At 70.9% G+C, this 20,480-nt stretch carries 20 protein-coding genes; 7 read left to right on the forward strand and 13 right to left on the reverse strand.

The features are described from left to right. Window positions 1-116: 116 nt before the first annotated feature. On the reverse strand, window positions 117-1,556 hold the full coding sequence (locus ACGFIO_RS29725) for a glycosyl hydrolase family 18 protein (protein WP_392830738.1): 1,440 nt from the start codon (window positions 1,554-1,556) through the stop codon (window positions 117-119). A gap of 228 nt (window positions 1,557-1,784) precedes the next feature. On the opposite strand from ACGFIO_RS29725, the gene ACGFIO_RS29730 reads away from it, so the two are divergent. Next, the gene (locus ACGFIO_RS29730; RefSeq protein ID WP_392830741.1) at window positions 1,785-2,462 is read left to right on the forward strand and encodes a DUF429 domain-containing protein; all 678 of its coding nucleotides are present in this window, start codon (window positions 1,785-1,787) and stop codon (window positions 2,460-2,462) included. Here ACGFIO_RS29730 and ACGFIO_RS29735 read toward each other — a convergent pair. Then, window positions 2,449-3,339 carry an AraC family transcriptional regulator gene (locus tag ACGFIO_RS29735; protein ID WP_392830744.1) on the reverse strand — a complete coding sequence of 297 codons (891 nt, stop codon included), beginning with the start codon at window positions 3,337-3,339 and terminating at the stop codon, window positions 2,449-2,451. The two genes, ACGFIO_RS29730 and ACGFIO_RS29735, sit on opposite strands and share 14 nt — an antisense overlap. A 101-nt stretch (window positions 3,340-3,440) precedes the next feature. Here ACGFIO_RS29735 and ACGFIO_RS29740 point away from each other — a divergent pair, with 101 nt between their 5' ends. Then, window positions 3,441-4,211: a class I SAM-dependent methyltransferase gene (locus ACGFIO_RS29740; protein ID WP_392830747.1), complete on the forward strand. Its 771-nt coding sequence runs from the start codon at window positions 3,441-3,443 to the stop codon at window positions 4,209-4,211. A 5-nt stretch (window positions 4,212-4,216) separates the two neighbouring features. Here ACGFIO_RS29740 and proC read toward each other — a convergent pair whose 3' ends face one another. From proC to ACGFIO_RS29760, 4 genes are all read right to left on the reverse strand, one after another. Then, on the reverse strand, window positions 4,217-5,023 hold the full coding sequence (gene proC, locus ACGFIO_RS29745; protein WP_392830750.1) for a pyrroline-5-carboxylate reductase: 807 nt from the start codon (window positions 5,021-5,023) through the stop codon (window positions 4,217-4,219). 19 nt (window positions 5,024-5,042) lie between these two features. Continuing rightward, window positions 5,043-6,071: a 6-phosphofructokinase gene (locus ACGFIO_RS29750; RefSeq protein WP_392830752.1), complete on the reverse strand. Its 1,029-nt coding sequence runs from the start codon at window positions 6,069-6,071 to the stop codon at window positions 5,043-5,045. 124 nt (window positions 6,072-6,195) lie between these two features. Further along, window positions 6,196-6,693 (reverse strand): polyadenylate-specific 3'-exoribonuclease AS, encoded by a 498-nt coding sequence (locus ACGFIO_RS29755; RefSeq protein ID WP_392830755.1) that lies wholly within the window; start codon window positions 6,691-6,693, stop codon window positions 6,196-6,198. Window positions 6,694-6,714: 21 nt separating this feature from the next. After that, a complete protein-coding gene (locus ACGFIO_RS29760) occupies window positions 6,715-7,569 on the reverse strand; it encodes a phosphotransferase enzyme family protein (RefSeq protein WP_392830758.1) in 855 nt (284 codons plus the stop codon). A 256-nt stretch (window positions 7,570-7,825) separates the two neighbouring features. On the opposite strand from ACGFIO_RS29760, the gene ACGFIO_RS29765 reads away from it, so the two are divergent. Beyond that, window positions 7,826-8,521, forward strand: coding sequence for a Crp/Fnr family transcriptional regulator (locus ACGFIO_RS29765; RefSeq protein ID WP_392830761.1), 696 nt, complete (start codon window positions 7,826-7,828; stop codon window positions 8,519-8,521). Here ACGFIO_RS29765 and ACGFIO_RS29770 read toward each other — a convergent pair. Then, entirely contained in the window at window positions 8,469-9,260 is a 792-nt protein-coding gene (locus tag ACGFIO_RS29770) for a lysophospholipid acyltransferase family protein (protein WP_392830763.1), read from the reverse strand. The two genes, ACGFIO_RS29765 and ACGFIO_RS29770, sit on opposite strands and share 53 nt — an antisense overlap. A gap of 125 nt (window positions 9,261-9,385) precedes the next feature. Here ACGFIO_RS29770 and ACGFIO_RS29775 point away from each other — a divergent pair, with 125 nt between their 5' ends. Both ACGFIO_RS29775 and ACGFIO_RS29780 read left to right on the forward strand, forming a co-directional pair. Continuing rightward, the gene (locus ACGFIO_RS29775) at window positions 9,386-10,177 is read left to right on the forward strand and encodes a DUF308 domain-containing protein (protein WP_392830766.1); all 792 of its coding nucleotides are present in this window, start codon (window positions 9,386-9,388) and stop codon (window positions 10,175-10,177) included. Between the two features lie 58 nt (window positions 10,178-10,235). Further along, window positions 10,236-11,678: a trehalose-6-phosphate synthase gene (locus ACGFIO_RS29780; RefSeq protein ID WP_392830769.1), complete on the forward strand. Its 1,443-nt coding sequence runs from the start codon at window positions 10,236-10,238 to the stop codon at window positions 11,676-11,678. A gap of 136 nt (window positions 11,679-11,814) precedes the next feature. Here ACGFIO_RS29780 and ACGFIO_RS29785 read toward each other — a convergent pair whose 3' ends face one another. The 6 genes from ACGFIO_RS29785 to ACGFIO_RS29810 all read right to left on the reverse strand — a co-directional run bounded on the left by ACGFIO_RS29785 (window position 11,815) and on the right by ACGFIO_RS29810 (window position 17,404). Beyond that, complete coding sequence (locus ACGFIO_RS29785) at window positions 11,815-12,534, reverse strand: alpha/beta hydrolase (RefSeq protein ID WP_392830772.1); 720 nt, start codon at window positions 12,532-12,534, stop codon at window positions 11,815-11,817. Further along, window positions 12,531-13,874 carry a flavin-containing monooxygenase gene (locus tag ACGFIO_RS29790; RefSeq protein WP_392830775.1) on the reverse strand — a complete coding sequence of 448 codons (1,344 nt, stop codon included), beginning with the start codon at window positions 13,872-13,874 and terminating at the stop codon, window positions 12,531-12,533. Before ACGFIO_RS29790 ends, ACGFIO_RS29785 begins: the two co-directional genes overlap by 4 nt. 26 nt (window positions 13,875-13,900) lie before the next feature. After that, window positions 13,901-14,578, reverse strand: a complete 678-nt coding sequence (locus ACGFIO_RS29795) for an endonuclease/exonuclease/phosphatase family protein (RefSeq protein ID WP_392830777.1) — start codon at window positions 14,576-14,578, stop codon at window positions 13,901-13,903. Between the two features lies 1 nt (window position 14,579). Beyond that, on the reverse strand, window positions 14,580-15,530 hold the full coding sequence (locus ACGFIO_RS29800) for an ROK family glucokinase (RefSeq protein ID WP_392830780.1): 951 nt from the start codon (window positions 15,528-15,530) through the stop codon (window positions 14,580-14,582). A 90-nt stretch (window positions 15,531-15,620) separates the two neighbouring features. Next, window positions 15,621-16,874 carry a hypothetical protein gene (locus tag ACGFIO_RS29805; protein ID WP_392830783.1) on the reverse strand — a complete coding sequence of 418 codons (1,254 nt, stop codon included), beginning with the start codon at window positions 16,872-16,874 and terminating at the stop codon, window positions 15,621-15,623. Between the two features lie 86 nt (window positions 16,875-16,960). Further along, a complete protein-coding gene (locus ACGFIO_RS29810; protein WP_392830786.1) occupies window positions 16,961-17,404 on the reverse strand; it encodes an SRPBCC family protein in 444 nt (147 codons plus the stop codon). A 106-nt stretch (window positions 17,405-17,510) separates the two neighbouring features. Here ACGFIO_RS29810 and ACGFIO_RS29815 point away from each other — a divergent pair, with 106 nt between their 5' ends. Next, window positions 17,511-19,202 (forward strand): GAF domain-containing sensor histidine kinase, encoded by a 1,692-nt coding sequence (locus ACGFIO_RS29815; protein WP_392830788.1) that lies wholly within the window; start codon window positions 17,511-17,513, stop codon window positions 19,200-19,202. 7 nt (window positions 19,203-19,209) lie between these two features. After that, complete coding sequence (locus ACGFIO_RS29820) at window positions 19,210-19,878, forward strand: response regulator (RefSeq protein ID WP_014688640.1); 669 nt, start codon at window positions 19,210-19,212, stop codon at window positions 19,876-19,878. Window positions 19,879-20,480: the final 602 nt, after the last annotated feature.

Below are 20,480 nucleotides of genomic sequence, written 5' to 3' on the forward strand. Positions count from 1 at the left end.
CCCGCCCGCTCCCGGACGCTCTCGGATGTTCCCGGCCGCTCCCGGATGTTCCCGGGACGCGAAGGAGCGGGGCACCGCAACCGGCGCCCCGCTCCTTCTGGTGAGGGTGGAGAGAATCAGAGGTTGTTCTTGATGGCCGAGATCAGTTCGCCGTTGCTCGTGTCACCGGAGAACTCCCAGAAGAACGCGCCGCCGAGGCCCTGGTTCTTCACGTAGGACATCTTTCCGGCCACTGTCGCCGGGGTGTCGTAGCCCCACCAGTTGCTGCCGCACTTGGCGTAGGCCGTGCCACCGATCGTCCCGGTCGACGGGCAGCTGTTCTTGAGCACCTTGTAGTCCTCGATGCCCTGCTCGTAGGTGCCCGGCGCCGGGCCGGTGGCGCTTCCGCCCGGTGCGGTCTGCGAGACGCCGGTCCAGCCGCGGCCGTAGAAGCCGATGCCGAGCAGCATCTTGTTGGCCGGTACGCCCTTGCTCTTGAGCTTCTGGATCGCGGCGTCGGACCAGAAGCCCTGCGTCGGGATGCCGGCGTACGAGTTCAGCGGCGAGTGCGGCGCGGTCGGGCCCTGGGCGCTGAAGGCGCCGTAGTAGTCGTACGTCATCGGCATCACGAAGCTGAGCTTGCTGATGCCGGAGGCGTAGTCGGCCGCGTCGAGCTTGCCACCGTTCGAGCCGTCGGCCGAGATCGCCGAGGTGACCAGGAAGTTCGAGCCGAACTTGGTGCGCAGCGCGCTGACCACGTTGTTGTACGAGGCCGGCCCGCTGGCGTCGCAGCTCAGACCACAGGCGTTCGGGTACTCCCAGTCGACGTCGATGCCGTCGAAGACATCGGCCCAGCGCGGGTCCTTGACCAGGTTGTAGCAGGAGTTGGCGAACGCGGTCGGGTTGGCCGCGGCCTGGGTGAAGCCGCCGGACCAGGTCCAGCCGCCGAACGACCAGATCACCTTGATGTTCGGGTACTGCCGCTTGAGCTTGCGGAGTTGGTTGAAGCTGCCCCGCAGCGCGCCGTTGTCCCAGGTGTCGGCAACGCCGTCCACGCTGTTGGCGGCGGTGTAGGCCATATCGTAGTCGGCGTACGAGTCACCGATCGAGCACTGGCCGTTGGACGTGTTGCCGAACGCGTACAGGATGTGGGTCAGCTTGCTGGCGGAGCCCGACGTGACGATGTTCTTCACGAAGTACTGCCGCGCGTAGACGCCCCACTCGGCGAAGTAGCCGACGACCTTCTTGTCGCCGGTGCTGGGCGGCGGGTCGGTCGGAGGGTCGGTGGGCGGCGTGGTCGGCGGGTCGGTCGGCGGGGTCGTCCCACCGCAGGCACCGAGGTTCTTCCAGACATCCCACTCGGCGCTCTTCTGCGCCGGGTTCTCGTTCTGGGTCCACCACTTGGCCTGGTAGTTCTTGCCCTCGTAGGAGGCGGAGTTACCCGCGGTGTAGACCTGCGAGGCGCTCCATGCGGGCGCACAAGCTTCCGCTGCAGACGCCTGGACCACGGGCAGGGCTGCGGCCGTGACCGCAACGATCGCCCCGGCCCATAGAGCGCGGCGTAGGGATTTCTGCACGGCGTCTCCTCGTGACGAACATTTAGGAAACTTTCCAAAACGAAAGTTGAGGAGACGGTAGTCACATTCATCAACGTGAGTCAAGATGGTCGGCACGGATTGAGCACTGGCTTAAGTTTTCGACAGTCAGTAGTACGGCGTGCACTCAAACCACCACGGCGCGTAGTCTGCGGTCATGACCAACAACGTCGTGGGCATCGACCACCGTCGGTCCCCCGAGGGCGTGCGATGACTGTGAACGTCATCGGCGTCGACGCATATGCCCTGGGCTGGGTGGGTGTCGAACTGCGCGATGGACAGTTCGGCCGGGCTCTGCTCGCGTCCACCCTGTACGAAATCGTGGCCGGCAGCTCGGGTGCCGCGGTGATCGGCGTGGACATTCCGCTGGGGATGCTGCCGGACCGGTGGCGGGCCGCGGACACCCTCGCCGCCGACCAGCTCGGCCCCCGCCGCGGCAGCGTCTTCCGGGTGCCACCGCGGGCGGTCTGGCAGGAGTCGGACTTCGCCACCGCCAACCGCCGCTGCCGCGAGCTGACCGGATCCGGCCTGAGCCGGCAGTCCTGGGCGTTACGGCCCAAGCTGCTCGAGGCGAACGCGATCTGGGAGCGCCACCCCGGTCTGCTGTTCGAGGCGCATCCCGAGGTGTCGTTCCGGCAGATGGCCGGCGAGCCCCTGGCGTACGCGAAGAAGACCTGGACCGGGCAGGCCCGGCGCCGGGAACTGCTCGCGCGCAACGGCATCGTGCTCCCCGACAACCTCGGACCGGCCGGGCAGGCGCCGCCGGACGACATCCTGGACGCGGCCGCCGTGGCCTGGAGCGCCCACCGGATGGCCACCGGCTCAGCCATGTCGCACCCCTCGCCGCCGGAGGAAGCCGAAGGCGCCCGCATCGCTATCTGGTACTGACTTCCGCGTTCTTCCGATAGCGGCCGGGTGAAACGCCGTACTCACGGCGGAACGCGCCGCCGAGGGCGAACTCGGTCGAGTAGCCGACCCGGCGGGCGATGGTGGCCAACGGCGCGTCGGACTCGCGCAGGAGGTGGGCGGCCCGGGTCAGGCGGGCCTCGGCCAGATAGGTGCGCAGGGGCAGCCCGGTGAAGCCGGCGAAGCGGCGGCTGAACTCGCGGCGCGGCAGGCCCGCCCGTTCGCTGAGCTGGGCCGCGGTCCACGGTTTCTCGGGACTGGCCCGGATCTGGCGGACCACGGCGGCGATGGCCGGGTCGTCCAGGTCGCCGGACGGTGGGTGCTGGGTCAGCCACTCGCGCAAGACCTGGGTGAGCACCAGGTCGAGCAGCGCCGGCCGGGAGACCTCGGCGCCGGGCGCGGCCCCGGACAACTCGGCCTCGAGCAGATCGACCACGGCGCTCAGCTGGCGGTTGCGGTCGTAGTCGGGCGTGATGGCCATGACATCGGGCAACGATTTCAGGTACGGGTGGGTGCTGCTCCGCGTCAGCCAGTACGCGCCGCAGACGAACACCGCGTCGGCCCGGCCGGCATCATCCCCGGTGTCACCGAGCACGGCCGGAGCCAGCGATTCCAGCGTGGTGGGAGCATGGCTGAGGCCGTGCGGGGCGCCGGCCGCGGTGAACACCACGTCGCCCGGTGCCAGCTCGCGGGGCGTGCCGGTGGGCGTGATCAGCCAGCCCGCGCCGTGCAGGAGAATGTGGAAGCCACTGACCGGGTAGCCCGGGTAGCGCAGCCCCCACTCGCCGGCGCCGGTGACCCAGCAGGCCTCGGCCCGGCCGATGCGTACCCGGCTGATCGCCTCGCTCACGACATCCACGGCAACGCATCGTATGTTCCCGGCGCATCGGAGCATGGCCGGGGAGCGCGCCGCCCGATGGGATCAGAGGGTCACACCGACTTCCGACCCTGGAGCACTTCGTGAGCAGCCCGATCGACTTCACCGAGCACACCGACATCATGCTGCCGCAGGCCGTGCGGTGGATGGAGCCCACCACCGCCGAGATCGCCGACCGGCTACTGGACGCGGCCGAGCTGCCGGAGGGCGCCCGCGTGCTGGACGTCGGCGCCGGCACCGGGCCCCTCGTCGTCGCGGCCGCCGAACGCGGTCACGAGGTGGTGGGGGTCGAGATCGCGCCACTGACCGCGACGTACCTGAAGGGACGCCTGGCCGCGTACCCGCGGGCCTCGGCCGATCAAGGCGACGCGAACGCGCTGCCGTACGCGACGGATTCCTTCGACGCCGCGTTCTCGGTCCTGGCCGTGATGTACGCCGGCCCGCGCGCGCTGGCCGAGATGCGCCGCGTCGTCCGGCCGGGCGGGACCGTGGCGATCGTGCACTGGGCCAAACCCCATATGTCGCCCTACACCGAGATCATCTGGGGTACGAGCACCGAGCTCGCGGTCGACCTGCCGTTCCTGGGCCGGGCCGAGTTCGGCGCGGTGCTCACCGCGGCCGGGTTCACCGACGTGCGGGTCGAGCCGATCGAGGCCGGGTACGAACTGCCCCGAGCGGACGAGTTCCTGCTCGACTTCGAGCCGTTCGTCGTCACGTCGCCGGCCTACCGCGCGATGACTCCGCGGCGGCGGGCCGAACTGGACTCCGCGCTGGCCGAGAAGGTGCGCCGGATCGAGAACGGCCAGGACCCGCGCCCGGTGTTCGAGGCGCACGTGGCCTGGGCCCGCGCCTAGCGAAACTAGCTCGCGGACTGCTGGGCGATCTCGCGGGCCCGGTCGCGGGCGGCTTCGAGGGCGGCCAGCAGCGCCGCGCGTACCCCGTGATTTTCCAGCTCGCGGATCGCCGAGATGGTCGTACCGGCCGGGGAGGTCACCGCCTCGCGCAGCTTGACCGGGTGTTCGCCCGAATCGCGGAGCATGATCGCCGAGCCGATGGCGGTCTGCACGATCAGTTCGTGGGCCACCTGGCGGGGCAGGCCGAGCAGGATGCCGGCGTCGATCATGGCCTCGACCAGCAGGTAGAAGTACGCGGGACCGGAGCCGGACAGGGCGGTCACCGCGTCCTGCTGCGACTCGGGCACCCGGACCACCGAGCCCAGCGGCCGGAACATCTCCTCGGCGATCTCCAGATGCGAGGCCGTGGCGTGCGGGCCGGCCGAGATCGCGGTCATCGCCTGGTCGACCAGGGCCGGTGTGTTGGTCATGACCCGCACGACCGGCGTGCCCTCGGGCAGCCGGTCGGCGAAGAACTTGGTCGGCAGGCCGGCGCAGAGCGAGACGACCAGTTTGCCGGCCGGCACCTTCGGGCCGATCTCGTCGAGCAGAGTGCCGGCGTCCTGGGGCTTGACCGCCACCGCCAGGATGTCGGCCTCGGACACCGCGGTCAGGTTGTCGACCACCCGGACGCCGTAGCGCTCGCGCAGCTCTTGACCTCGTTCGGCCCGACGGGCGGTGACCAGCAACTCGGACGCCTGGCGGCCGGCCCGGAGCAGTCCGCTCAGAACGAGTTCGCCAATCTTCCCAGTGCCGATCACCGCAACCGTCATGTCTTCGAGGCCTTCCGAATCAACTGCCGAAGAAGACTTCGGCCTCGTCGTACCGGGAGATCGGCACGGTCTTGAGCTCGCCGGTGCCGTCGGCCAGCGGGACGCGGACGATGTCCGTACCCCGCAGGGCCATCATCTTGCCGAAGTCACCGTCGTTGACCGCGTCGATGGCCTGCAGGCCGAAGCGGGTGGCGAGCACCCGGTCGAACGCGGTCGGGGTTCCGCCGCGCTGGATGTGACCGAGGACGACCGTGCGGGCCTCCTTGCCGGTCTTCTCCTCCAGCTGCTCGGCCAGCCACTGGCCGATGCCACCGAGCCGGACGTGACCGAACGAGTCCTTCTCCTGGCTGACCAGCTGCATCTGGCCCTCGAGGGGCTGCGCGCCCTCGGCCACCACGACGATCGGCGCGTACTCGACCTGGAAGCGCTTGGTCACGTAGGTGGCGACCTGCTCCACGTCGAAGTTGCGCTCCGGCAACAGGATGACGTTGGCGCCACCGGCCAGGCCGGCGTGCAGCGCGATCCAGCCGGCGTGCCGGCCCATGACCTCGACGACCAGGGTGCGGTGGTGCGACTCGGCCGTGGTGTGCAGCCGGTCGATCGCCTCCATCGCGATGTTGACCGCGGTGTCGAAGCCGAACGTGTAGTCGGTGGCGTTGAGGTCGTTGTCGATCGTCTTCGGCACACCGACGACGTTGACGCCCAGGTCGTACAGCTTGGTCGCGACGCCCAGCGTGTCCTCGCCGCCGATCGCGACGAGCGCGTCGACGCCCTGGTCGGCCAGGTTCTGCTTGATCTTCTCGACGCCACCCTCGATCTTGAACGGGTTGGTGCGCGAGGAGCCGAGGATGGTGCCGCCGCGCGGGAGGATGCCCCGCACCTCGGCGATGCCGAGCGGCTTCGTCAGGCCCTCCAGCGGGCCCTTCCAGCCGTCCCGGAACCCGACGAACTCGTGTCCGTAGGTGGCGACGCCCTTGCGCACCACCGCCCGGATCACCGCGTTCAGACCAGGGCAGTCGCCGCCGCCGGTGAGCACGCCGATACGCATGTTGACTCGTCCTTCCAATGACGGAACGCGAGACGCCCGGCACGCCTCCTCGACATTTCGGCAACGTTGCCGAACCGGGGGCCCGGGGCCGCATGCGCACTGTAGTGGGCGGCGCGACCTGGGATCAAAGCGACCCGTCGTTCATCTTCTGCCAGCGGGCAAGATTATGTTTTGCGTCCACCAGAGCGTCATGTCGGCCGGTCGCGGTGGGTAACGGCGGCCGTCCTCGATCGTCCCAGAGCTGGCGGAGATCCTTGGTGAAACGCGGGATCTCGCGGGGCAGCGCGGGCATCGCTCCCCACAGCTGGGCGAGGACCACGTGATCGTACGCGGCGTACCACGCCCACAGCTCGATCTGCTCGTCGCGGCCCTGCACCGGCTCCATCAGGAACGCGAACAGGTCGTCGCGGATCCGTTCCCGGGACCGCCACGCCGGATCGGCCGGGCTGGGCAGTTTGTCCAGCACGTTGCGGCGTACCCAGGGCACGGCCCGGCTGTCGTCGAACTGGGTCGAGACCGCGTAGAACTCACGGCCGAACTCGTCGACGACACCAATCGAGACGAGGTCGACCACGCGGCCGTCCTCGATGAACTCGCAGTCGTAGAAATACCGGTACACCATCGGGTCCATCCTGACTGATGGCTATCCGGGGGGCGACTCCAGGGCCACCCTTGCCTCGGACAGGGCGCCGGCGGCACGGGTACGGGCGGCCCAGTCGGCCTGCACGGCCCAGCGGAAGCGGATCAGCACCGGCAGCGCCGCCTCCACCTCGTCGCGGTGCACGGGCCCGGCGGCCAGGTAGCCGTCCAGGAACTCGGCCGCCGCACACGGCCCGCCGGCGTAGACCACCGCCGCCGCCACGTCGTAGGCGAGCGGGCCGGTGCCGCTGGCCCCGCAGTCGAACAGCCCGGCCCGCCCGGTGTCGGGGTCGACGACGAAACCGGCCGGGGCCGGGTCGCCGTGCAGCACGCCGTAGGTGAGCCGGTCGGTGACGGTGAGCCGGGTGGTGGCGGTGACCGCGTCGGCGACCGCGGGGCGCAGCCAGTCCTCGGCGTCGAGGTGCGGCGCGTCCAGGTCGATGAGTTGCCACGGGCGCAGCCCGGGGTGGCGGAAGTGCTGCAGCGCGCGGTGCATGGCGCCGAGCCGGTCGCCCCACCACTGCTGGTCGACCGGGTCGCAGCCGGCCAGGGAGCGGCCCGGCACGCGGTGCGAGACCGAGAGGACGCCGGCCGGGGTGTTCGCGGTGAGGGCGCCCGCGAGGGTACGGACGGGAGCCCCGACCGCGATCCCCCATTCCCTCAGGTGGTCCGCCGCGGCCAGACCGGCCTCGACCGGGCGGGCGGCGTCCTCGTCGACCAGCCGGCACACGTACCGGTCGTCGCCGGCGAGCACCTCCCAGACGCGTGACATCTGTCCCCATTCGAGCGCGGTGACCTGGCTCGGCGTGAGATGCCAGTAGTCGCGCAGCAGCGATCGAAGGATGTCGTCGTCGGGCACGGCGCTCGATTATTCCGGTACGTCCGGTGCATCCGACGGACACCGTGGGCGACAATCACGCTTCGCGATTGTCGTCTATACAGAAAGCGAGAACGAGAGCATGATCGGAGGCGGACAGCACCCGGCGACGCGAATTTTGCAAGCGACGTATCACGTGGCGACGTGGGCGCTCTTCATGCTATGAGTGATCGTCGCTGACCCGGGTAAGCCGTCCCGACCCAGCACGATCAAGGCCCTGACCGGGGAGGATGGAGTCGTGGACCATCGCCTGCCGGATCCCGGTGATCCGCTGGCCAGCGTGGATATGTTCGCCGGCCTGGAACCCGAGGTACGTGCCCGGGTACTGGGTGCGGCGGTTCCGCGCACCTATCGCAAGGGACAGATCCTCTTCGTCGAGCACGACCCCGGTGAATCGCTGATCATCCTCAAACGCGGGTCGGTCGCGGTATTCCGCACCGCGCCCTCGGGCGAGCGCGCGGTCCTCACCGTGGCCCGCCCGCCCGACGTCCTGGGCGAGGTCTCGCTACTGGACGCGTCGACCCGGTCGGCCTCGGCCGAGGCGATCGAGGACACCCAGGCGCTGGCCCTGTCCCGGGCCGCGTTCATCGACCTCGTGCACTCCAACCCCCGCATCCTCGACGCGGTGATGCGCTCGGTCGGCGCGCTGATCCGCCGGCTGACCGAACAGAACACCGATCACGTGTTCCTCGACCTGCCCGGCCGGGTGGCCAAGACACTGGTCCGCCTGGCCGGCGAGAGCCAGGCCCCGATGATCACCATCGAGCTCAACCAGAGTCAGCTGGCCGAGATGGCCGGCGGCTCCCGGCAGAGCGTCAACCAGGCGATCGGCTCGTTCGCCAACCGCGGGTGGCTGCGCACCGAGGGCCGCCGGATCGTGGTCACTGACGTTTCGGCGCTCCGGCGTCGTGCGGGGATGGAGACGCCTCGCTGACCGCGGCGGCCTCCCCGGTCGACCCGGGCCTGGGCGTCTCCGCGCCGGCTCCGGGCTTCGGCGCCTCCACGGTCGTCTTGAGCGTGGAGGCGTAGACGTCGACGTACGGTCGGCCGGCGAGCGTCATGATCTCGTACATGATCTCGTCGGTCACCGCACGTTCGACGAACCGGTCGCCCCGGCGGTCCGAGTAGCGGGAGAAGTCGAGCGGGGCGCCGAACCTCATCCGTACCCGCATGATCTTGGGAATCAGTTTGCCGGTGGGCTGGATCGTGTCGGAGTTGAGGTGCGCGACCGGCACCACCAGGGCACCGCTCTCCAGGGCGAGGCGGGCGACGCCGGTCTTGCCGCGGTAGAGCCGGCCGTCCGGCGACCGGGTGCCCTCGGGGTAGATGCCCGCGATGTCGCCCTGGCGCAGCACCCGCAGCAGGGTGTCCAGAGCCGCCTGGGCCGCCTTGCCGCCCGAGCGGTCGACCGGGATGGTCCCGGTGCCGGAGAAGAATTGCCGCATCAGCCAGCCTTTGATCCCCTTACCGGTGAAGTACTCCGCTTTCGCGACGAACGTCACCCTGCGCCGGACGATCAGCGGTGTGAAGATCGAATCGGAGAAGGAAAGGTGGTTGCAGGCCAGGATCACCGGCCCCGAGCGGGGTAGGTTCTCCAGTCCGTCCACCCGTGGCCGGAACAGCAGCAGCAACAAGGGTCCGAGCAAGACGTACTTGAGCAGCCAGTAGAACACCGATTTCCTTTCGGAGTGCGCTGGGTCACAAGACTGTACCGGGAGAGCGCGCCGACGACGCACTCCCGTAAAGGGCCTCGGTCGTGTCACCATTGCCGTCAGGACGGGCGAGGGAGAGTGCCAGGGTGTCTACGGGTGGCGCCCGTCGCGGGCGGCGGGACAACGGACTCGACGCGGCCGATTACGCGGTGGCCGGCGATGTGGATCCGCGCGTCGGTGAGCACCTGCTCGACGTGCTGGCCGCCGAGGGCATCGCGGCGTACCTGCAACCCTCGGCCGACCTCAACCCGGTGCTGCGCGCCACTACGTTCCCGGGCCGGCCGACCGACCGCCTCTTCGTCGACCGCACCCAGCTCGAGGCCGCCCGCGCCCAGCTGCACAAACTGACCGGCGGGGTGAGCCCGACGCCGCCGCCGCGGGCCGAGGCCAGCCAGAGCGAGGTCGACGCCGAGTGGGCGAAGATCGTCGCCGGCTTCCACACCTCGCCCGGGGACGCGCCGGCCTGGCCCGACGCCGAGGCCGGCGACCAGCCCCGTCCGTCGCCCTCGCTGCCGTCGGCCACCGACATCTCGGGCATCACCCTGAACCGGCGGCGTACCGATCCGCAGCCGGCGCCGGAACCGTCGTTGCTGGACGGACTGGACACCTTTGGCACCGACGTCCCGGACGACGACGAGGACCGCTACATCCCGCCGCCGCCTCCGCCACTCCCCCGGATCAGCAAGTACGCGGTGGCCGGGGTGCTGGCGATCGTGGTCGGCTTCGTCCTCTTCCTGCGGCCGACGCTGATTCCGGTCGACACCGACATCGTCACCCTGTTCGGCTTCAGCGCGATCGTGGCCGGCGCCGTGACCCTGGTCTGGCGGCTGCGGTCCGGCGATGACGACGACGACTTCGACGACGGCGCGGTCGTGTGATTCATGTAATTCATCCCCGCCGATACTTCGGTGTGTAGTTGTGGCGTAACCTGTCGTGGTGCGTCAGAGCTCTCTGGTGGTAGTAGCCAACCGTTTGCCCGTGGACGACAACGCGGCCCCCGACGGCGCCTGCGAATGGCGGCGCAGCCCCGGCGGCCTGGCCAGCGCGCTGCACGCGATCCTGCAGAGCACGCCGGCGACCTGGGTCGGCTGGGGCGGTGGCATCGGCGACGCCAAACCCCTGCCCGACATCGGCAGCCTGCGGATCCGGCCGGTCGGGCTGAGCGAGGACGAACTGCGCGGCTACTACGAGGGGTTCGCCAACTCGACCCTGTGGCCGCTCTACCACGACGCCGTCGAACCGCCCGTCTTCGACCGCGGCTGGTGGGAGACCTACCGTGCCGTCAACCGCCGGTTCGCCGAGGCGGCGGCCGAGGTGGCCGAGCCGCGGGCCGCGGTCTGGGTGCAGGACTACCACCTGCAGCTGGTGCCGGCGATGCTCCGGGAACTGCGACCGGACCTGCTGATCGGCTTCTTCCTGCACGTGCCGTTCCCGCCGCCCGAACTGTTCATGCAACTCCCCCGCCGGCTCGAACTGCTGAACGGGATGCTCGGGGCCGACCTGGTCGGCTTCCAGCGCCCGCAGGCCGCGCACAACGTCGCCCAGCTGGCCACCAAACTGCTGGGCGCGGCGACCACCGACGACCAGATCACCCTCGGCGACCGGGTGGTGCGTACCGGCGCCTTCCCGGTGTCGATCGACGTGGCCGAGATGAGCGCGCTGGCCGCCCGGCCCGACGTGATGGACCACTCCCGGCAGCTACGCACCGACCTCGGGCAGCCGAAACGGGTGCTGCTCAGCGTCGACCGGCTGGACTACACCAAGGGCATCGAGCACCGGCTGACCGCGTACAGTGAGCTGCTGCGCGACGGGCGGGTCAAGGTCCGGGACACGGTGATGGTGCAGGTGGCGGTGCCGAGCCGGGAGCGGGTGGAGAGCTACCAGACGCTCCGCGACCGGATCGAGGGCGAGGTCGGGCGGATCAACGGCGAGTACGGCCGGGTCGGCGAACCCGCCATCCACTACCTGAACCAGCCGTTCGACCGGGCCGACCTGGCGGCGCTCTACCAGACCGCCGACGTGATGGTCGTGACACCGCTGCGCGACGGGATGAACCTGGTGGCCAAGGAGTTCATCGCGGCCCGGGCCGACGGGGCCGGCGCGCTGGTGCTCAGCGAGTTCGCCGGGGCGGCGGCCGAGCTGGAAGAGGCGTTCCTGGTCAACCCGCACGACGTCGACGGGCTGAAGGCGACGCTGCTGGAGGCCATGGACGCCCAGCCAGACGATCTCTCGGCGCGGATGGCGGCCATGCGCGCTTACCTGAGCCGGCACGACATCGTGCGCTGGGCTCGCGAATACCTGACCACATTGGACCGGTCCGGCCGGATCGCCGAGCTGATCCCCCACCCTCGCACTCCCACGGTGCCGGTCCAGCTCTGACCCCCCTTTGCTCTGAGCACACGGGCGCATCACCGTGCCCCTTTGCTCTGAGCACACCGACGCATCACCGCGCCCACTGCTCTGAGCACACCGACGCATCACCACACCCACTGCTCTGAGCACACGGCCGCATCGGTCAGGCCGTGAGTTCCTTGCCGAGCCAGTCGAGGATGGCGTCGATCGGCTCGGTCCAGCCCTCGCCGGTCATCAGGTCGTGGCCCATGCCCGGAAAGAGCAGCGGCGCGCCGCCGTAACGCGACGCGGTGCGGTCCAGGGAGGCGCGCGGCACCACCCGGTCGTCGGGGCTGCCCACGACCAGGACCGGTGGGGCGCCGACCGGCTCCTCGGCGCCGCGGTAGGACGGCAGTTTCGCCGGTTTCGTCGCGGTGGCGACCTGGCGGGCGTTCAGGCGCAGGCGGCCGCCGAAGATCGCGGGCAGGGCGCCGGCCGGGTTGACCGTCAGGGCCTGGCGCAGGGTGGTCCAGCGGTCCAGGACCGGGGAGACGAGCACGGCGGCCCGGGCCGGATAACGGGTGACGGCCCGCGCCACGATCATGGCGCCGACGCCGTGGCCGATCAACACCGCCTGTCGGGGCAGAGCCGCGGCGGTCTGGACGACATCGTGGGCGTACGCGCGGAGATCGCCGTTGTCGCGGGCGGTCAGCGCATGGGCCGGGAAGCCGCGGCCGGCCGTGTGACCGAGCCAGTGCTCGGCGAAGACCCCGGCGGTGAAGGCCGGGCCGGGCACGAACAGGACCGGGGGCTCGGACGCCTCGTCCGGCAGCACGGTCAGCAGCTCACGGCGTACCCGGCGAACGGGGTTGATCCAATCCTCGTAGCGCAGCAACGTGCTCATGACGAGGGCTCCAACCGCTTGAGCAACTCCGCGAGAACCTTCAGGTAGTCGATGCCGCTGACCTCGAACCAATGGCGCGCGGTGGGCAGCGCGCCGACCCGGGACCACTGCTCCACGGGGCGCTTCGACTCGGCCTGCTGGACGGCCGCCGCGCGCACCGGGTCGGCCGTCCGCAGCCGGAGCCAGCGCGCCACCGCCACGCTCTGCCAGTGCGCCAGCGGGAACAGGCCGGCGTCGGGCTGCAGCAGGCCGACCACCGCGAGTGTCGGATGCCGGCGGGCGAACGCGTGCAGATGCAGATCGGGCCGGCCGTCGGCGTCGAGATCGAGCAGCTCGGGGGCCAGGAACTCGAACTGCGGGCGGTAGCCGGTCGCCGCGATCACCAGGTCGGGCTCGACCCGGGAGCCGTCGGCCAGCTCGACCGCGGCGTCGTCGAACCGGGCCACATCGGGCACCGGGGTGATCCGCCCGTGGCCCAGATAGTGGATCAGCTGGCTGTTGACGATCGGATGCGACTCGTACGGGCGATGGTCCGGCGCCGGCAGGCCGAAACGCGTGACGTCGGCCGAGGTGGCGGTCACCGTGCGGCGGTAGAACCACCGGCGCAGCCACATCGGCAGGCGCAGCCGCCGCATCAGGGCGCCGGACTGGTCGGCCGGGCGGCCGAGCACGTAGTTGGGGGCGTACCAGTAACCGCGCCGGGTCGAATGCCACACCTGGGCCGCCTGCTGTGCCGCCTCCACCGCGATGTCGCAGCCCGAGTTGCCGCCGCCGATCACCAGAACCTTGCGCCCGCGCAGGATCGCCGGATTCTTGTACGCGCCGGCGTGCAGGAACCGCCCCCGGAACTCGCCCGGGATCTCGGGCATCCGTGGCGCCCAGTTGTGCCCGTTGGCCACCACGACGGCCGCGTAGCGCTGGGTGCGCTCGGCCCCGCCGCCGGTGCTGTGCGTGGTCACGTCCCACCGGCCGTCGCCCACCGGCACGACCGACGCCACCTCGGTGCCGAACCAGACGTGCCCGGACAGCCCGAAATGCTCGGCGTAGCGCTCCAGATAGGACAAAACCTGGCCGTGGTGCGGGTAGTCGGGCCAGTCGTCCGGCATCGGGAAGTCGGGGAACTCGGTCAGCGGGCGCGACGAGATCAGATGGGTGCTCGACGACACCGTGCTGCGGTCGTGCCGCCAGTTCCAGCCGCCGCCCACCGACGTCTCGCGTTCGTAGCAGTCGACCGCGTACCCGTGCTCGCGGAGGTTCTTGATCGCGGTGAGGCCGCTGGCGCCGGCGCCGATGACGCACACGGCATCCCTGCGGTCGGCGACTCCCGGTGTGTCAGGCACCCGGGAATCCTCGCAGAGACACCCGCTTATGTGGAAGGGAGTCTCAGGTCCGCGATGACCGGAAGATGATCGGACGCCAGACGTGCCCGGTCGGTGTCGATCACGGTGTATTTGTCGATGGTCACGCCGGGATGGGCGAAGACCGCGTCGAGCTGGTGCTGGGGCAGGCGCGCGGGGAAGGTCAGGATGCCCGCGTCGTCGGTGCCGAGACCGTCGGCGACGGTACGCCAGGCGCCCCCGCCCGGCCCCTCGTTCAGATCACCGCCGGCGATCACGATGCCCTCGATCGCCGCCAGCTCCTGCTTCCAGCGTTCGGCCTGGGCCGGCCGCTCGACCGGATCGGTCGACAGATGCGAACCAGACACCGTGAACTGGGCCCCGCGCACCGAGCAGGTGGCGAAGGCGGCGCCGCGCATGTGCCGGCCCGGGGTCAGCGGATAGCGGACGCACCAGCTGTGCCGCACCCTGAGCCGCAGGCTGACCAGGATCAGATTGCCCAGCGAGGGCAGGCCGCCCGCGCCGACCACCATGCCGGCGTCGTCGGCCAGGGCCGCGCACTTGTGCCGCCAGCGGAACCGGCGCGGCGCCTCCTGCACCAGCACGACGTCGGGTTCGGCGTCCCGGATCAGGCTGGTGAGCGCGTCCCGGTCGTCCTTCAGACCGTGCACGTTGTACGTCATCACCCGTAACGGAACGGTGCCCATCTCAGATCCGCCTCGCCAGGTCCGCGGCGCCGACCACCCCGGCCGTGTTCCCGGTCTCGGCCGCCTTGATCTCGGCCACCGGGAAACGGCCCCGGGCGGCCAGCTGATCGCGGTACGTGCGCTCGGTCGGCCCCATCAGCAGGTCACCGGCGTCGATCACGCCGCCGCCGACGATCAGGATCTCCGGGTCGAACGACTGGGCCAGGTCGGCCATGGCCACACCCAGCCAGTAGCCGATCTGCGCGAACGCGTCCCGGGCGACGCCGTCGCCGTTGTGGGCGGCCTCGGTGATCTGCCGCCCGGTGATCGCCAGCGGGTCGCCGCCGGCCAGGTCGAGCAGCAGCCGGGCCCGGCCCGGTTCCTGCCGCGCGCCGGCCCGGGCGAACCGGACCAGGGCGTTGCCGCTGGCGTACTGCTCGAGGCAGCCCAGCCGCCCGCAGCCGCACGGATGCCCGTCGTTGACCGACTGGATGTGCCCGAGCTCGCCGGCCATCCCGTTGGCGCCCCGCCACAACCCGCCGTTGATCACGATCCCGCCGCCGATCCCCGTCCCCACGGTGATCATCACCATCGAGTCGGCCGCGTGCCGGGCCGCCCCGAACCGGAACTCGGCCCAGGCGGCCACGTTGGCGTCGTTCTCCAGCACGGTCGGTAGCCCCACGGCCTTCGACACGTAGTCCCGCAGCGGCTCGTCCCGCCAGGCCAGGTTGGGCGCGAACAGGACGGTCGAGCCCGCGGCGTCGATCCAGGCGGCCGCGCCGATCCCGATGGCCGTCGCCTCCGGATGCTCGCGGGCCAGCTCGGCGGCCACCTCGACGATCGTGTCCCGGGTCCCGGCCTGGTCCTCAGCGGGCGTGGGCTTCCGGTTCGACGCCAGCACGGTGCCGTGCTCGTCAACCACCCCGCCGGCGACCTTGGTTCCACCGACGTCAATCCCGATGGTCAGCGTCACGCTGCCCGTCCCCTCTTGCCTTGTGGGCGCGGCGCGCTCGTCCTGGCGCGCCGCGCTCGTCCTGCCCTGTGACGCTTCCGCGCCCGTCGATCACTCGTGGGCAGCGTCGCCCGCATCATCATGATCCACGGTGCTGCCGGTGGACGCGCTGCCAACCCCGGGATCAGCGGTGGCCCGGGCCCAGACATCACCCGCCCGGTCGCCGCCGCCCCAACCCCACAGGTTGGCGGCCTCGTCGCGCCGTCCGCCGCCGCTTGCCGCGCCCGTTCCGCCGCCGCCGGCCGCGCCCGTTCCGCTGTCTTCCGGGCCGGGGAGCGGCTGGCCGGCGCCTTGTCCGGTTGCGGCGCGATCGGCTTCCTCCCGGCGCCTCGCCGCCTCCTCGCCGCGCCTCGCCGCCTCCTCGCGGCGCTTTACGGCTTCCTCGCGCTGCCTGGCCACCGCCTCGCGGGTCGCGCGGTCGCGTTCGGCCTTGGCGGCGGCTTCACGCCCGGCCGCTTCGCGGTTGGCGGCGCGGGTCGCGGCCGTCCACGGTGACTGGTCTTCATCCGGCGGGACCGGGACATCAACCGGCCCCGAACCCCGTCGTGTGGCTGCCGACCAGGCCAGATCCGGATCTGGCGGAGGCGGCGGCGTTGTCGCTGGACGACGAGCCGTCTTGGGGCGGCTGCCGGACATCGCCGAGAACGCCCGCATCAGGCTGACCACCCCGGTCGCGAAGTCGCCCGCCCCCGTCGCGAGCCGCTCGGCCGCCTCGGGGGTCGGGTTCCGCATGGTCGCGATCATCCGGCAGACCGGACACACGCAACACTCGACACTGCCGGTCGACCAGCCGTAGCTCACATGCGTACCCGCACGATCCTCACCCGCGAGACCCACCACGCGCCGCACCGCACCGGTGGCCCAGGCCCACGGATCGCCCTCATCGGCCGGCGCCGAACCCGCCGTCGCCCGCGCATCACCCTCACCGGCCGGCGCCGAACCCGCCGTCGCCCGCGCATCGCCCTCACCGGCCGGCGCCGAACCCGCCGTCGCCCGCGCATCGCCCTCACCGGCCGGCGCCGAACCCGCCGTCACTCGCGCATCGCCCTCACCGGCCGGCGCCGAACCCGCCGTCGCCCGCGCCCACGGGTCGCCCCCGTCAGCCGGCGCCGGACCCCGCGCGTCGCCCGCGGTCTCGTCCCCGGGCGGCCCGGCCGACCCGCCCGGCGAATGCTCCGCGGCCGGCGCGGCCTCCTCGGTCGCTCGCGCCACGAACCCCGCCAGCGTCGACCCCACCTGGCCGAGGCCCTGCACGATGCGGTCGGCCGTCGCCGCGAGCGTGTCGTCCGACGCCTGGCCCGTCATCGCGAGCACGGTGGCGACCAGCCGCTCGGCCTCCTGCCGCGCCGAACCCGTGTCTCCCGCCATGCCGCGCTCCTCGCCGGCCCCCGTCAGGAGGCCTCCACACGGCGCTTGAGCTGCTTCAGCGCCGTATCCATGATCATCTTTTCGGCCTTGCGCCGGAACATGCCCAGCATCCCCACCGACAACTCCACCGCGAGCGTGTAAGTCACCGTAGTCGTGCCGTCACCCTCCGACTTCAGATCGTAGGAGCCCTCCTGCGACTTCTGCGTCTTGGAGGGCTTGACCAGACGCCACTCGATCCGGGACAGATCGTCGGCGTACGAATACTCGAGCGTGTAGTCATCGGCCATCACGCCCGCGTCGATGACGAAGCGCACCTCGGCGGCGTACCCGTCCTCGTACTCGGTCAGCACCTCGACCTGTTTCATCGCGTCGGCCCACTCGGGATATCGCGAGAAATCGCAGATCACCGCCGCGACCCGATCGAGGGGCGCGGCGATCCGGATCGACTGAGTCGAGGTGTCCGCCATGCCCCGGAGGTTACCGCGCGCCCACGACAATTTGACCGACCAGGGTTATCCACAGCCCTGGTTCGCCGATGGGCCGTTCACCGATCCTCCCGCTACCATCCGTGACGTGCCCGGATCCCCCCACGTGACGTTTCGCGCCCAGCCCCTCGCGGTGGCCGCGCGCATCGTCATGCTCGCCCTGGTGGCGGCGCTGACGCTGATCGCCACCAAAGACCTCGGCCAGCTTCGCTGGATCGCGTTGCTGCTGGTCGCGGCGCTGCCTGCGTTCATCGCGCCAGATCACCGCTGGCTGGCGCCGCTGGGGCGGGTGGCCGAGGTGGCGATCACCGGTCTCGCCGCGGGGTCGGTCGCGCACGCGGCAGATCAGACCGGCACGGTGTACGCGGGCTTCGGCGCCGAGGTCATCCTGCCCTACCTGGCTGTCCCGTTGCTGAGTGCGGGCCTGCGCCGCCGGTCGACCGAGGGCGCCGCCCTGCTCGGCGTGGCCGCCGTCTCGATGGTCGCGGGCGGCACCCTGATGGGCGACCCGCTGCCGATCACCCAGCCGGGCTTCCTCGCCGCCGGCGGCCAGTGGCTGGTGCTCGGGGCGATCGTCACCTTCGCCGCCGACGCGATGCGCCAGTTCATGGCGCCGGCCCCGATCACCCCTCAGCCGTACGCCGAAGCCACCCGCCTGCTGACCCAGCTGCGCAGTGTGGCCCGTTCCCTGCCCGGCGCCACGCTCGACCCGGGCGGCATCTCCGAACACCTGCTCGAGGAGCTGCGCCAGGTCGCCCCGGGTGAGCGGGCGGCGGTGCTGTCGGCCAGCGGCGGCGGCCGGCTCGTGGTGCTGGCCCAGAGCGGCGCCGAGCGGGTCGACTGGGAGACCACGCTGGACGCCGACTCAGCCATCGCGGACGCCTGGGCGACCCAGCAGCCGCAGACCGCCAACCGTTCCCAGGCGCGCTCGCACCGCGGCGGTGAGGCGTCATCGTCGCTGGTGGTGCCTCTGGTCGCCGGTGTCCGTACGATCGGGTTGGTGATCCTCGAGGCCGATGTCGCGCAGGCGTACCCGTCGGCGGTCGTCGCTCGCGTGACCGACGTGACCGGCCCGGCCGCGCTGCGCCTCGAGGCGGCCCTGCTCTTCGACGACGTGCGGTCGCTGGCCACCAACGAGGAACGGCAGCGGCTGGCCCGCGAGATCCACGACGGCGTCGCGCAAGAGCTGGTGATGGTCGGCTACGGCATCGACAACGCTCAGGCGACGCTGCCCGAGGGCGCCGAGGAGACGGCCGAGGAACTGCGCTCGCTGCGGTCCGAGGTCACCCGGGTGATCACCGAGCTGCGGCTGAGCCTTTTCGAGCTGCGCTCGGAGGTGGATCGCAACGGCGGTCTGGCCGCGGCCATCGCGGAGTACGCGCGAACCATCGGCACGCCGGCCGGCCTGCGCGTGCATTTCACCTTCGACGAGTCCACCGCCCGGTTGCCGGCCGCGACCGAGGCGGAATTGCTGCGCATCGCCCAAGAAGCAATTACCAATGCGCGGAAGCACGCGGGGGCGTCCAATCTGTGGGTCACCTGCACCATCGACCCGCCGTATGCCGAGATCACCGTCTCGGACGACGGCAAAGGCTTCGCGGACGACCGGCCCGACGGTCGTTACGGGCTCACCATCATGGCCGAACGGGCCGAACGAATTCGCGGAAAGCTCAAGATCAAGCCACGACACCCCAGCGGGACAACCGTAGCCGTGGTGCTTGGCTCAGCCGCTAGGCGCGATAGCGTGCGGGATAGCGTTCCCGCTCCAGAAGGGGAGTAACCCGAGCATGTCGACCAGTCCTGCGCCGACGACGCGCACCAAGGTCCTCCTTGTCGACGATCATGACTTGATTCGTAAGGGGCTGCGACACGCATTCGAGCGCGACCGGCAGTTCGAGGTCGTCGGCGAGGCCGCCACCGCGGCTGAGGCCGTCCGCCAGGCCGGCGCCCTGCAGCCCGACGTTGTGATCATGGATCTCCGGCTGCCCGACGGTAGTGGCCTCGAGGCCACCCGTGCCCTCCGAAAGAACAACGCCAACATGGGCATCGTGGTTCTCACGATGTACGCGGGCGACGACCAGCTGTTCGGCGCTCTCGAGGCCGGGGCCAGCGCGTTCGTGCCCAAGACGGCCCCCGCCGACGAGGTCGTGGCGGCGGCCCGGCACGCGGCCAGCGCGCCGAGCGCGTTCACCGCGGCCGACCTGGCCGAGGCCATGAAGCGCCGCCTGGCGCCGAGCGGCCCCCAGCTTTCCCCACGCGAGGGTCAGGTGCTCCGCCTCCTCGCCGATGGCATGAGCGTGGCCGGCATCGCCAAGCAGCTCTTCGTCTCCGAGTCCACGGCCAAGACCCACATCTCCAAGCTGTACGAAAAACTGGGCGCCGCCAACCGCGCCCAGGCCCTGATGACCGCGCTGCGCCTCGGTCTCCTGGAAGCACCGGACGCCCCGAAGTTCTGATCCTTTCCGTCGACCCGCCCGGCCCGTCAGGTGCCGGGCGGTCGTCGTTTCCGCCCCGAGTCATCGCCCCGCCCCCGGCCTTTGCGTCGCCGCCACGTCCACCGTTATCCGGCATACCTCGCGTCCTCGGCGTTTCCCGGCCCCAGATCTTCGGACCTTTCTGCTTCACTCTTTCGAGGGAATTTCCGTCCGATCATCCAATGCGCGGTACGCGTCGCACGCTCTCGCCAACGCGACGCCCCTCCGTCCCGAGGATCCCGAATCGGGGCGGCCGGCCGATTCCGGTAGAGGCGCATTGCTCGCCGGAAATGCGTGCGCCCGTGCAGGCGATCATCGCGTCGGTAAGCCGACATTGATTCCGGCCGAGGCGCCTTCGCAGCAGACTCGGGCCGGAGCCGAACACGCCGCGCGGGACGGAGTCGAACGCCGATTGGACACCGCTGAACGCGACAGGCGGGGGCTCAGCCGAACGCGGCGGGCGGATCACAACGCGGCGGGCAGGGCCTGGCGCGGCACGTCGAGCACAACACGTCGGGCGTAGCCGAGCACAACACGTCGGGACGCGCCATGTTGGGACGCAGCACGTCGGGCCACCGCACGTC

The sequence above is a fragment of the Actinoplanes sp. NPDC049265 genome (genome assembly GCF_043197135.1).
Taxonomy (GTDB): domain Bacteria; phylum Actinomycetota; class Actinomycetes; order Mycobacteriales; family Micromonosporaceae; genus Actinoplanes.